At 63.1% G+C, this 12,214-nt stretch carries 11 protein-coding genes and 1 pseudogene; 3 read left to right on the forward strand and 9 right to left on the reverse strand.

The features are described from left to right. Positions 1–17: 17 nt before the first annotated feature. The 6 genes from coxB to bioB all read right to left on the reverse strand — a co-directional run bounded on the left by coxB (position 18) and on the right by bioB (position 5,766). Positions 18–1,460, reverse strand: a complete 1,443-nt coding sequence (gene coxB, locus SSPSH_RS18120; RefSeq protein WP_006913708.1) for a cytochrome c oxidase subunit II — start codon at positions 1,458–1,460, stop codon at positions 18–20. Positions 1,461–1,469: 9 nt separating this feature from the next. Then, the gene (locus tag SSPSH_RS15430) at positions 1,470–1,988 is read right to left on the reverse strand and encodes a DUF2244 domain-containing protein (protein ID WP_006913709.1); all 519 of its coding nucleotides are present in this window, start codon (positions 1,986–1,988) and stop codon (positions 1,470–1,472) included. Between the two features lie 64 nt (positions 1,989–2,052). Next, positions 2,053–2,736: a dethiobiotin synthase gene (gene bioD, locus SSPSH_RS15435; protein WP_006913710.1), complete on the reverse strand. Its 684-nt coding sequence runs from the start codon at positions 2,734–2,736 to the stop codon at positions 2,053–2,055. Continuing rightward, positions 2,733–3,518 carry a pimeloyl-ACP methyl ester esterase BioH gene (gene bioH / locus SSPSH_RS15440; protein ID WP_006913711.1) on the reverse strand — a complete coding sequence of 262 codons (786 nt, stop codon included), beginning with the start codon at positions 3,516–3,518 and terminating at the stop codon, positions 2,733–2,735. Before bioH ends, bioD begins: the two co-directional genes overlap by 4 nt. Then, positions 3,515–4,708 carry an 8-amino-7-oxononanoate synthase gene (gene bioF / locus SSPSH_RS15445; RefSeq protein WP_021031863.1) on the reverse strand — a complete coding sequence of 398 codons (1,194 nt, stop codon included), beginning with the start codon at positions 4,706–4,708 and terminating at the stop codon, positions 3,515–3,517. Before bioF ends, bioH begins: the two co-directional genes overlap by 4 nt. Continuing rightward, the gene (gene bioB, locus SSPSH_RS15450; protein ID WP_006913713.1) at positions 4,705–5,766 is read right to left on the reverse strand and encodes a biotin synthase BioB; all 1,062 of its coding nucleotides are present in this window, start codon (positions 5,764–5,766) and stop codon (positions 4,705–4,707) included. The genes bioF and bioB overlap by 4 nt, the downstream gene beginning before the upstream one ends. Positions 5,767–5,834: 68 nt before the next feature. Here bioB and SSPSH_RS19955 point away from each other — a divergent pair. The 3 genes and pseudogenes from SSPSH_RS19955 to corA form a co-directional block, all read left to right on the forward strand. After that, positions 5,835–6,026 (forward strand): annotated as a pseudogene (locus SSPSH_RS19955) (double zinc ribbon domain-containing protein); the annotation flags it as partial. A 102-nt stretch (positions 6,027–6,128) separates the two neighbouring features. Next, the gene (locus tag SSPSH_RS19290; RefSeq protein ID WP_202962191.1) at positions 6,129–6,539 is read left to right on the forward strand and encodes a ComF family protein; all 411 of its coding nucleotides are present in this window, start codon (positions 6,129–6,131) and stop codon (positions 6,537–6,539) included. A 59-nt stretch (positions 6,540–6,598) separates the two neighbouring features. Continuing rightward, positions 6,599–7,711 (forward strand): magnesium/cobalt transporter CorA, encoded by a 1,113-nt coding sequence (gene corA / locus SSPSH_RS15460; RefSeq protein ID WP_006913715.1) that lies wholly within the window; start codon positions 6,599–6,601, stop codon positions 7,709–7,711. On the opposite strand, the gene SSPSH_RS15465 is transcribed toward corA, so the two are convergent. The 3 genes from SSPSH_RS15465 to SSPSH_RS15475 are packed head-to-tail and all read right to left on the reverse strand — an operon-like array spanning position 7,708 to position 12,208. Further along, positions 7,708–9,672 carry a CASTOR/POLLUX-related putative ion channel gene (locus tag SSPSH_RS15465; protein ID WP_006913716.1) on the reverse strand — a complete coding sequence of 655 codons (1,965 nt, stop codon included), beginning with the start codon at positions 9,670–9,672 and terminating at the stop codon, positions 7,708–7,710. The two genes, corA and SSPSH_RS15465, sit on opposite strands and share 4 nt — an antisense overlap. A gap of 30 nt (positions 9,673–9,702) precedes the next feature. After that, positions 9,703–11,835, reverse strand: coding sequence for an ATP-dependent DNA helicase RecG (gene recG / locus SSPSH_RS15470; protein ID WP_021031865.1), 2,133 nt, complete (start codon positions 11,833–11,835; stop codon positions 9,703–9,705). Then, a complete protein-coding gene (locus SSPSH_RS15475) occupies positions 11,813–12,208 on the reverse strand; it encodes a RidA family protein (protein WP_006913718.1) in 396 nt (131 codons plus the stop codon). The genes recG and SSPSH_RS15475 overlap by 23 nt, the downstream gene beginning before the upstream one ends. Between the last annotated feature and the right edge of the window lie 6 nt (positions 12,209–12,214).

A 12,214-nucleotide genomic window follows, 5' to 3' on the forward strand; every position in this document is an offset into this window, starting at 1 on the left:
CCGTGCGGGCGGCCTGCTTATCGCTGCGCGGCAACCTGGGAAGGTTGCACCACGTCGCCGGTGTCGTTGCCAAATGCGTTGCGTTCGTAAGTCACGACCGCTGCAATCTGTGTGTCGTCAAGCGTGCCCTTGTACGGCGGCATCGCGCCTTTGCCATTGAGAATCTGGCCGATATGCGTATTGATGTCGCCGGTGGCCACCGCACTGCCTTTCATGGCCGGGAAGCCAGCTGCCGGCATGCCGCTGCCGTCGGGCTGATGACAGGCCGCACACAGATTGCCGTAAACCTGCTCGCCCTGGCTCATAAGCTCGTCGCGTGACATTTCGCCTTCGGCGGCCGCCGAGTCGTCCTGTTGACCTTCCGAGTCCTGACTGTTCTCGGAAGACGACTGATCTTCCTCTTCCGGGTCCGGTACTTGCGGCGAGCCGCGATCAGGTGAGGCTTCGGCAGCTTCGGAGTCGGCGTTGTCGCCGCCCTGGTCGTCCTGCTCACCGGTACCGACGATGCTGTCTTCGGCGGCCTGCTCGTTGTTGGTACTGCCGTCATTGGTGCGGGCCTCGGTCGCATCACCGGCCGTCGCACTTTCATCAGCGGAAGTCTGCGCCTGCGCGTCGGCTTCGTTGGTGCCCGGCTGACCGGTGGCCAGATCGGAATCGGCGTTCGGATTACCGCCCTGCTCGCGCACCCAGTTGTCGTAGTCGCTTTGCGAAACCACTTTCACCACGATCGGCATGAAGGCGTGGCCACGACCGCAAAGCTCGGCGCACTGACCGCGATAGACGCCGGTTTCGTTAGCCTGGAACCACATATCGTTGATATAGCCTGGGATGGCGTCTTTCTTGCCGCCCAGTTCCGGCACCCACCAGGAGTGGATTACGTCGCTGGCGCTCAGCAGCAGGCGCACCTTGGTATCCACCGGCACAACCATCGGGTTATCGACGTTACGCAGGTAGTTGTCGACCGTGTTCGGATCGATACCGGAGTTGCGCTGACGGGCCTGATCGCTGTCACGATCGAGGCGGCTGAAGAAATGCACGTTGCTGTCGACGTAATCGTATTCCCACAGCCATTGATGACCCGTCACACGGATCGTCATGTCGGGGTTGCTCGAATCCTCGATCTGTAACAGCGTGCCGGCTGCCGGGATGGCAACCGCGATCAGAATAATGAACGGCACGATCGTCCAGGCGATTTCGACCACCGTGGATTCGTGGAAATGCGAGGCCTCGAAGCCGCGCGATTTGCGATGCACGATGACCGAATAAAGCATCGCGCCGAAAACGCCGATGCCAATGACCACGCAGATCCAGAAAATCAGCATGTGAAGGCCGAAGACCTTGCTCGTCAGGTCGGTGACGCCCTCGTTCATGTTGAGCGTCCACGCCGCATGCGCCGGCGAGACGGCCAACGCCCCAAGCGCGGCCAGACCCGATCGAGACAGAATGCTGATTTTATTCATAATCGCTCTCTATAAAACACGTTGCCGACAGTCGTCTCGCAATGACGACAGCTGCGGCGCAGTCACCCACGTTTTCAAGCGCTGGGCGACCTTCTCCCGTTCTTCCTCGCTCAGGCAGCGACCCAATTCACAGCCATGGCCATGGCGGGTCAGCAGCAAGCGTGACGGACTGTTCCGATACACGCCCGGACTCAGCCGGACCTGGGTCAGCAGACGCGGAAACTCCCAGCGCCGCTCGGGTTCGTCTAGGCCCGCTTCGACCTCGATACGATCCTCGTAAACCGATATGACCTCGCGGTAACCGTTGTCGCGCAGACTCAGGTAGAGACCTGCCCCAAGCGCGGCCATTTCAAGCCCGGCAAATGGCCAGACCAGCCATAGACCGAACACTGTCATGAAAGCCGCGATACCGAACGACACGCCACACATACCAATAAAAAACCACTGGGCCTGTGCGACCGACAACGACCCGTTCGGGGCGATGACCAACCGGCGCATCGGTTCGGTGGTTTCGTATCGACTCGACATCCCGCCGTGTCCTCCGGCCGAGAGTTTATGCGAAGCGCTATTGTGCTGGCAAACGATTCAGGCTTCATTCACGCAGGTTTATACGCGTAACCCACGGCGCGGGATTCAACGCCAGATCAACCGGCGCATCACAGGCCACGCGTGCGCGCAAAGGCGCCGCGATCAACGTCTCGAGACAGGCGATATTATCGTCAAGCCTTGGCTGTCGCGGCGGCAAAGTATTGGCAATCCAGCCCGCAAGCATCGTCGACCCGGCGATCGCGCGGGCGCTGAGCAGCGCGTGATTCACACAACCCAGGCGCATACCCACGACCAGTAGCGTCGGCCAGCGGTGGCCGCTCACCCAGTGCGCAAAATCGGTGTGTTCGTTAAGCGGAACATGCCAACCACCCGCACCTTCAACGACAACCCAATCGCTCGCATTGGCCAATCGGGCATGCCCGGCGTCGAGAACCTGTCTATTGATCGCCACGCCCTCTTCCGTTGCCGCAATATGGGGTGCAATTGGCGCGGCGAGCGCGATCGGGTTGATCGCATCATAATCCCAGCCGGGCGTGCTGGCCTTTTGCAATGCGAGCGCATCGTCGTTGCGCAAGCCGGCCGGGGTGCGCTCACAGCCGCTGGCCACCGGCTTGTAGCCGACTGCGCTAAAACCAGCCGCGCGCAAACCGTGTAGCAATGCCACGGCAATCCGTGTCTTGCCGATGCCGGTATCGGTTCCGGTTACGAAAAGCGTTTGTGCGCTCATGCGTCGCGTCCCGGCTTTGCGCAATCCCACGCAAACGCGGCCACACGATCGGCGAATGGCTTTTCGTGCGAGATGAACGGCGCATGGGCAGCACGATCGACGCGCCAGAACTCGGCGTTAGGCAAGGTGTCTACCATGGCCGCCATGGCATCGGGGTGGGCCATGCGATCGCGCGCACCGGCCACAACCAGCGCAGGCTGAACGATACCGGGCAGCGCGTCGCGAAAGTCGGCCTCGAAGAGGATATCCAGACCGCGCTCAAGCGCGTCACGCGCCGGCGGTTGATCCATTAGATCGTTGCGCAGGCTACGCACCGCCCGCCCCGCCCCCGGCTCGCCAAGTACCTGTTGCATCAGAAATTCGCTTAGCGTGGTCGAAAAATCTTCGCTCAGGCCGCGCCGCGTGGCCTCGATGGCCTGCGTTTTCATGCCGTAGTCGTTACCCGGCTCACGAACGAAACGCGCGAGCGTGGCCACCAGCACCAGCCCCTGAACCCGCTCCGGATAGCGGCGCGCCGCCCCAAGGGCGACCAGCCCGCCCAGCGACCAGCCGATGAACACCGCCGGCTGCTCGATCGTGTTCATGACGGCATCGACCCAGTTATTGAGTCCCGCGGGGCCAGCCTCGCTTTCGCCGTGGCCCGGCAAATCCACCAGATGGCAGCGAAAACGTGTTTTCAGGCGGCCCGCGAGCGATTCCCAGATTCGCGCCGACAGGCCCCAGCCGTGAAGAAACACCAGATCGGGGCCCTGCGAACCCAGCGTCTGCACATGCAAACTCATGCGCGCCGCCGATTGGCCGTGACGGGCGCCACCGCCGCGGCAAGCGCGGCCAGCAGTCCCTCTACCTGTGCTTCATCATGGCCGGCGGTCAGCGTGATACGCAGGCGAGACGTGCCGGGCGCCACCGTCGGCGGGCGAATCGCACCGACCAGAAAACCACGCGCCAGCAAAGCGTCGCTGGCTGCCAGCGCCTGCGCTTCGTCGCCGAGCAGCAGCGGCTGAATCGGACTGTCGGAATCGCTCACCGGCAAACCAAGCGCGCGCGCGCCATGGCGAAAGCGCTCGATGAGTGCCATCAAATGAACGCGCTGCCTGTCGCCGGCGCGGGCCAATGCCACGCCTTCGCGGGCCGCCGCTGCCAGCGCCGGCGGCGGCGCGGTAGAAAAGATCAATGAACGCGCGCTTTGCAGAATCGCTTCGATCACGACATCGTCGCCGGCAACAAAAGCGCCGGCCGCACCCACCGATTTCCCTAGCGTGGCCAAAAGCAATGGCACGCGCTGACTATCCAGCCGCGCCTCGGCAACGCGGCCACCGCCTTGCGGGCCGAATACACCGAGACCGTGGGCATCGTCGACCGCAAGCCAGGCGCTGTGTTCAGCCGCCTGTTCTGCCAGCGCGCTCAGGGGCGCCGTATCGCCGTCCATCGAAAATATGCTGTCAGTCACCAGCAGGCGATTGCCCGTGCCACAGGCTGCGAGCTGACGGGCCGCATCGTCGGCATCAGCATGGACATACACATGCTTTTGCGCGCCGGAAAGACGCGCGCCGTCGATTAACGACGCATGGTTCAATGCGTCTGCGACGACATGATCGGCCTTGCCCATCAACGCACTGATCACACCCACGTTGGCGGCATAGCCGGTCGAGAATAGAAGGGCACGTTCGCGCCCCACCCAATCCGCCAACTCGGCTTCCAGCGCGGCATGCTCGGCGTTGTGACCGGTGACCAGCTGCGACGCGGCGCTGCCGGTACCCAGCTGTTCGCCGGCACGTGCCATACGTCGAGCCAGCGCCGGTTCGGAGGCCAGCCCGAGATAATCGTTGCTGCAAAAATTCACACAGCGCTGGCCGTCGGCCACGACGACCGACCCATGCGCGCCTTCGATCACGCGCCGTCGGCGAAACCGGTCCGCCGCGCGCACGACAGCCACGCGTTCACGACAATAGGCGGCTAATGTTTGCGTCACGATGCGCCGGCTGTCGCGGCTGCGTGTCGACAGCCCTGCGGCGCGGCCGCGGCGCTAGGCGCCTGCCCGGCTTCGATATCGCTGTATTTGGGCGACGCTTCCGGCTTCATGCCCAGCTTGTCGAGCAGCGCTAGATCCTTGAGATGCGCCGGGTTGGACGTCGTCAAAAGCTGATCGCCATAGAAGATGGAGTTCGCGCCGGCAAGAAAACACAACGTCTGTGTGGCCTCGGACATTTTCTCACGGCCGGCCGACAGACGGACATAAGAGGCCGGCATCATGATCTTGGCCACGGCAATCGTGCGCACGAAATCCAGCTCGTCGATCGGATCGACCCCGTGCAGCGGCGTGCCCTCGACCTGTACCAGATTGTTGATCGGCACACTCTGCGGATGCTCGGGCAGATTCGCCAGCTGACACAGCAGTTCAGCACGATCCAGCGGCGTTTCACCCATGCCGACGATGCCACCACAACAGACCTTAATGCCGGCATCGCGGACGTGGCCAAGCGTATCCAGGCGATCCTCGTAGGTCCGCGTGGTGATGATGCCCTGATAATACTCGGGCGACGTATCGAGATTGTGGTTGTAGTAATCCAGCCCGGCGGCCTTGAGTTTTTCTGCCTGGCGCGCCTTGAGCATGCCCAGCGTCACGCAGGTTTCCAGCCCTTCGTCCTTGACCGCCTGAACCATGTCGATCACTTTTTCCAGGTCACGATCCTTGGGGCTGCGCCAGGCCGCGCCCATGCAGAAACGCGTTGCGCCCGCGGCACGTGCACGCTGGGCGGCATCACGCACCTGCTCCAGTGGCAACAGAGCTTCGCGTTCCAGACCGGTGTCGAAGCGCACGCTTTGCGGGCAATAGGCACAGTCTTCGGGGCAGGCGCCGGTCTTGATCGACATGAGAGTCGACAATTGCACCTCGTTGGCATCGAAATGCGCCCGATGCGCGCTCTGTGCGCGATAGATCAGGTCCGCGAACGGCAGCGCGAACAAGGCTTGCACCTCGTCTGCGCGCCAGTCGTGGCGAAGAACGGCGGCACCAGCAGGTTCGGTCATGGCAATATCGACAGATAAATCAGATACAAGAGATTTGGCCAAGCGATACGAACTGTCAAGCTGGAAAAATGCATTTCCTTTACAGATGGTCAAAAAATATACAAACGCGTTTGCTCGGCCCGAGCTGTGTGCTCTGCCGCGCCCCCGCGCCGCTGACCCAGGACCTGTGTGCCGACTGCAAAGCGGAACTACCCTGGTTGGAGTCGGCCTGCCGTCACTGTGCACTCGCGTTGCCGGCAACCGCCGCTCATCGCATCTGCCGTGCCTGTCGCACACGACCGCTGGCCGAACAGGCGATCGCTGCCCTGCACTATCGCCCACCCGCAGACTGGCTGATCACGCGTCTCAAATTTAATGCGCGCATGCCCCACGCGCGCCTGCTGGGTGACTTGTTGGCCGAGCGCATCGCTGCCGGCGACATTGCCACGCCGGATTGTCTGGTGCCTGTCCCGCTGCATCCGATCAATCTACGCCAGCGCGGCTTCAACCAGGCCGAACGCCTCGCCCGTCGGATCGCGCGACAGCTCGACGTATCGATCGCTATGCGCGGCATCGAACGACGTCGCGCAACGCAGCGGCAAAGCATGCTCGCCGCGAGCGAGCGCCGGGCCAACATACGCGATGCCTTCGCCTGCGATGTCGACCTTGCGGGTGCGCATATCGCCATCGTCGACGACGTAGTCACCACCGGCCATACGGTGCGCGCGCTTGCCGCTTGCCTGCGCAGCGCCGGCGCACGACGTGTCGATCTGTATGCCGTTGCCCGTGCATGAACGCGTGCGCCGGAAAACAGCGCTTGACGCGCACGTCGGCGCATTGAAGGCTTTCGGCCATGCTGCGTCATATTCGTATCCATCACCCCAAGCCCGGCACGCGTCCCGGCGCCCTCGTCGAACGTCACGATGACGCCACTGCGCGCGCGCTCACGATCTATGCCCTCTCAATGGGCGGGGCTAAGCCACCCAACGAGCAAACAGCCACGACAATCGACAACGCACTTGCCGGTCTGGACGACCAGGCGGCGCTACGTTGGCTGCATTTCGAAGGCGATATCAGTGCAACCGATCTGGCCCGCCTCGGTGAGCTGTTCCACTTGCATCCGCTCGCCTTGGAAGACGTGCACAACCACGGCCAGCGGCCCAAGTTCGACCCCTACAGGGATCAGGTTTTCATCACCCTGGCCCTACCCGTGACGCACTCGAAACAAGCCGACAAGAATGTCGACACCCTACTGGAGATACAGCAAGTCAGCCTGTTCATTGGTGCCGGCTTCGTTCTGAGTTTTCATGCCGGCACACACGATATCTTTGCGCCGGTGCGCGAACGTCTGCAGTCGGCCACCGATACGATAGACCAGGCTCACGCACAGGCCGATCATCTGGGCTATGCGCTGGCCGACGTGGTGGTCGATAGCGGCTTTAGCGTTGTCGCCGACTACGGCGAGCGGCTGGAGCAACTCGAGGACGAAATCTTCGAAGCCCGCAGCCACAACCTGATCAGCGTGATTCACGACCTGCGGCGCGCCCTGAGCACGCTGCGCAAAACGTGGCGCTCACAACAGGAAATGATTCAGCGCTGGCTGGTGAGCGAACACGGCGTCGTACACCTCGAAAACCGGCCGTATATCCGCGACATGGAAGACCACGCTCGCCGCGTGATCGATCTGACGGACAGCTATCACGATGCCACCGGCGCGTTGCTGGACACGCATCTGTCGCTGGCGTCGATGCGCCTGAACGACGTCATGCGCGTACTCACGCTCATTGCGACCGTGTTCATGCCGCTGTCGTTCATTGCCGGGCTTTACGGCATGAACTTCAATACCACGAGCCCCTGGAACATGCCGGAGCTCGGCTGGTACTACGGGTACCCGATCGTGCTTGGGGTGATGGGTGCGCTCATCGTCGTGATGCTCGTATTCTTTCGTCGCAAGCGCTGGCTCTAAACGACTGCGCCGACTGACATCGACGCGGCCGGCACGGCGAGCACGACCAGTTCGTCGCCTGCGACGAGGTTCAGCGGCGCGTGCTTGTCGACCACATTGAGTTGTAGTCGGGGATGCGCGGTGTCCGGTGCGCGCATGATGCCTAACAGGATTTCATCCTCGCCGGCGCGCGCGCGCCGTAACGTATCGAAGCTGTCGTTCGTTGCCGTCACGCCGAGCTTGGATGCATCGCGAAACACGACCTCGGCGCCGCCGGCACCGAACAACTCCTCCATCACCCAGTGCAGCTCGCGCCGCAGGGCAATCTGGGTTAGCAGACTCGATTGAACTTCGGGCGAGATCAAGCGTTCCACATGCGCGGCATCGAACAACGCCGCGTTGTCTGCCGACATGGTCTCCACCAGCGTGAACGGCGGGTTTTCCACCTGTTCGAGTTGCTGGGCCAGGACCAGATAACCCATCACCATGCGCGCATCAGCCGCTTCGGCAGAGCCCAGCCAGTCGCTGGCCAGCAAAATGATGTTGTCGTAATCGGCCAGCGCGAGCCGGGCGAGATCGTGATACGAGGTAAAATCCCCCTCGAGCTGACGCACCGACGCATGCGCGAACTGGACACCTTGGCGTGCCAGCAGCGTTTCGCGCTCGGCAATCGGGCGGAGTGAGAACACATCGATGGTCACACTCTCGCGCCGATAGGCCTCGAACTCGGCCAGCAGCGAGGGCAGCTTGCGATTCCAACCGAGCACCAGCACGCGCCGATGCCCGCGGCTGCGACTGGCCCGCTCACGCCGCTCGACCGGCGTGGCCGTCATTACCGTTTCCGGCTCACTTGTGGGCACGCAGTCTTCGAAACTGCGTGCAATGAACGCCAGCCGATCGCCGACGCGTACACGGTCGTCGTCGTGGCGATGCACGGGCACCAGCGCCCCCTCTCGAGCCGCGCCCAGCAATACGGCGCGCTCGAAACAGCCGGCCACGTCGACCAAACGTTCGTCGACGAGACCGGGACACTCGCGCACGAAAATCTGCTCATCGCTACCGTTAAGCAATTCACCATAGACCCAGGACAAACCGCGGTTGCGGGCATTCTGCGCCAGAAGCCGGGCCACGATACGCCCGGCACCGATGAGCTCGGCCTCGCCCGCGTAGGCGCGCCGCGCTGTCGGTAGATGGTTCGCATCGAAAATCTCGGCGACCAGCAACGGCAGTTTTTCATCGCTACTGCTGGTCGCATTCATCAGGGTCTTGATCGTGGCTTCGTCGACCGCGCTGTCGCCCCCGAACTCGCGTCCGGCCAGGATCACGGCCGCGGCATGTTCGAAATCCACTCGCCGCAGGTGGTCGGCGCGCAGCGGTGTGCCCGAACGCAGCGTGATACGACGGGGGTTGTAGCGTCGGCCGAGCTGATCCTTGAGTTCCTGTGCCATGGCCGTGGTCACCCGCTCGGCCAGAATCACGATATGCAGACGCCCGCCACCGTGGCGATCGAGAAACCGCTTCACACGGGCCTGCGATTCGACCAGGTCCTTGACCATGCCCGCCGTGCGATTACTCCAACCCAGAATGAGAATATGGTTGTTCTTGGCAATCGGCGTATAACCGGCTTCCAGCGTCTCGATGGTGTCATCGAGCCATTGCGTCATGGTCGCGATCAGCGCGCCGACGAACAGCACCACACCGAGCACCGTGAGCGTGGTGGAAACCGTACGCAGCAGCGTGCCCTCGTCGTCGCCGAGATAGCCGGAATCGGTGAGGCGTAGAAAGGCCCACCAGATCGCAGACCCCGGATCGCCATCCCCGGCCGCCCCGACATGCGGCACGTTGTAGACGAGCAGTCCCGCACTCACCGCGATCAGCACCATGGCACAAGCGATTACCAACAAGCGCGAAAGCACGCCGCGCAGCATGAATTGTTCGAGCTGGAACTGGAGCAGATTGCGTAGGCGTACGAGCAGTTTCACCCAGGTTTTCCGGTTGAATAAGGCGGCGCGTCAAACACCGGCATAGCCGCCGCGTGCGCCGGCCCATCGATCGATCAGCGTGGATGCCTCGCGTGGATGATAAGCCAAGACATCGTCGGCCGCGGCCAGGGCCTTTTCGACCCAGATTCCGTCACGTACCAGATCGGCGATACGAAAACTGGCCGCCCCGGTCTGGCGCGTACCCAGCACTTCGCCCGGACCGCGCAGCTCCAGATCGGCACGGGCGATGGCAAAACCGTCGCCAGTCTCGCGCAGCACCGACAAACGCTTGCGGGCGGTTTCGGATAACGGTGGCTGGTAGAGCAGCACGCAATGGCTTTCCACCGATCCGCGCCCGACGCGCCCGCGCAACTGATGCAGTTGCGCCAACCCCAGACGCTCGGCGTTTTCGATGATCATGAGCGATGCGTTGGGCACATCGACACCGACCTCGATTACCGTCGTCGCCACGAGCACGTCGATCGCGCCCGCCTTGAACGCCTGCATGGCTTTTTGCTTGGCCGCTGCCTTCATGCGTCCGTGCGCAAGCGAGACATGAACATCCGGCAGCGCGACCGACAGCGCCTCGGCGGCCGCTTCCGCGGCTTGGGCCTCGAGTTTGTCGCTCGCCTCGATGAGCGTACAGACCCAGTAAACCTGGCGGCCGTCGGCGACCGCACGGCCGATACGCTCGACGACTTCATCGCGGCGCTTATTGGGCACGGCCACCGTGACCACCGGCGTACGCCCGGGCGGCAGCTCATCGATAACCGAGGTATCCAGATCGGCATAAGCGCTCATCGCCAGTGTGCGCGGGATGGGCGTCGCGGTCATGATCAACTGATGCGCCGTCAGCCCGCCTGCCGCGGCCTTGTTGCGTAGCGCCAGACGTTGATCCACGCCGAAACGGTGCTGTTCGTCGATCACGCACAGCCCGAGCCGACCAAAGTCCAGTGAGGCCTGAAACAACGCGTGCGTGCCCACCACCGCCACCGGTTCACCGTCACGAATCGGCGCCAGCAGCGCATCGTCGCGCCGGCGGCGGCCGGTAACCAGCAACACCTTCACCCCCAACGGTTCCAACCAGCTCGACAGGTTGGTGAAGTGCTGCTCGGCCAGCAATTCCGTCGGTGCCATGAACGCAGCCTGCCAGCCGTTTTCGATCGCGGTCAGCACGGCGGCCGCTGCGACGACCGTCTTGCCGGAGCCGACATCGCCCTGAATCAGCCGTAGCATCGGATGCGCCACGGCCATATCCGCGAGAATTTCGCCGATGACACGGCGCTGCGCGTTGGTGGGCGAAAAGCCCAGCTGTTCGAATAGTGGCGCCAGTCCGCGCCCGGCATCGCCTAGCACGGGGGCGCGCTCGGTCTTGACCTGACGGCGCCGGCTACGCAGGCCAAGCTGGTGGCCGAGCAGTTCTTCGAACGCCAGGCGCGTCACCGCCGGATGGCGACCGTCGATGAGCGCGGCGAGATCCTCGCCCGGGGGCGGCCTATGAATACAGCGCAACGCCTCGACGATATCAATCTTTACCCCGGCTGCTGCCAGTTCGTGGCCGAGATCGCGCGGCAGCGCGTCCGGCCAGAAATCGGGTTTATCCAGCAATACGAGCGCCTGATCGACCATATCGCGCAGGCGATTCTGGGTTACGCCCGAGGTGGCGGGATAGACCGCACGCAGTTCGGGCGTGAAATCGTGACCAGCAGCCGCATCGTCGACGATCTGGTATTCCGGGTGCACGATCTCGAGGCCGTACACGCCCGCACGCGGCTCACCGAAAACGCGCAGCCAGGTACCGGCCACCAGCCTCGCCTGCTGCGCCGGTGCGAAGTGAAAAAAACGCAACCAGAGCCGAGCATGGCCATCCGTCGTGCTCACCAGCAGACTGCGGCGACGACCGTAGCGTACTTCTGCCGCCTCGATACGCACCACCGCAATCACCGGCATGCCTTGCGGCATCATCTCGGCAATCGGCGTTACACGCGTGCGATCCTCGTAGCGTGATGGCCGATGCAAAAGCACATCACCAATGCTCACGATGCCCAGCGTCGCGAGCTTGTCGACGAGCTTCGGGCCGACGCCGTTCAAGCGCCGACACGGATCGCTGGCCGTTAGCCGTTGTGTCCTGCGGGCTAGATCAGCCGAGCACGAGGATGGCATCGGCCTCTACGGCGGCACCCTTGGGCAAAGCAGCAACGCCTACGGCCGCGCGGGCCGGATAGGGTGTGGCCAGCTTGCGCTCCATGACCGTATTCACCGCACCGAAGTTGTCCATATCGGTGAGATAGATGGTGAACTTCACCACATGGTCGAACGTGCCACCCGCGGCGCGAGCAACGGCTTCGATATTGTCGAACACGCGCTCGATCTGCGCTTCGATATCGCCGTCGATCAGATCGCCGGTCGCGGGGTCCAGCGGAATCTGACCCGAGATATAAACCGTATCGCCGGCCTGAACAGCCTGCGAGTACGCGCCGATGGCGCCCGGCGCCTCTTCGGTTTTGATGATTTGATGGGTAGCCGGTTGAATCATGAGTTG

This window comes from Salinisphaera shabanensis E1L3A (assembly GCF_000215955.2).
GTDB classification, from domain to species: Bacteria; Pseudomonadota; Gammaproteobacteria; order Nevskiales; family Salinisphaeraceae; genus Salinisphaera; species Salinisphaera shabanensis.

Excerpts from the sequence above, each read along its gene's own strand:
- coxB (WP_006913708.1), bottom strand. The coding sequence starts at position 1,460 with ATGAATAAAATCAGCATTCTGTCTCGATCGGGTCTGGCCGCGCTTGGG.
- SSPSH_RS15430 (WP_006913709.1), bottom strand. The coding sequence starts at position 1,988 with ATGTCGAGTCGATACGAAACCACCGAACCGATGCGCCGGTTGGTCATC.
- bioD (WP_006913710.1), bottom strand. The coding sequence starts at position 2,736 with ATGAGCGCACAAACGCTTTTCGTAACCGGAACCGATACCGGCATCGGC.
- bioH (WP_006913711.1), bottom strand. The coding sequence starts at position 3,518 with ATGAGTTTGCATGTGCAGACGCTGGGTTCGCAGGGCCCCGATCTGGTG.
- bioB (WP_006913713.1), bottom strand. The coding sequence starts at position 5,766 with ATGACCGAACCTGCTGGTGCCGCCGTTCTTCGCCACGACTGGCGCGCA.
- SSPSH_RS19290 (WP_202962191.1), top strand. The coding sequence starts at position 6,129 with ATGCCCCACGCGCGCCTGCTGGGTGACTTGTTGGCCGAGCGCATCGCT.
- corA (WP_006913715.1), top strand. The coding sequence starts at position 6,599 with ATGCTGCGTCATATTCGTATCCATCACCCCAAGCCCGGCACGCGTCCC.
- recG (WP_021031865.1), bottom strand. The coding sequence starts at position 11,835 with ATGCCATCCTCGTGCTCGGCTGATCTAGCCCGCAGGACACAACGGCTA.
- SSPSH_RS15475 (WP_006913718.1), bottom strand. The coding sequence starts at position 12,208 with ATGATTCAACCGGCTACCCATCAAATCATCAAAACCGAAGAGGCGCCG.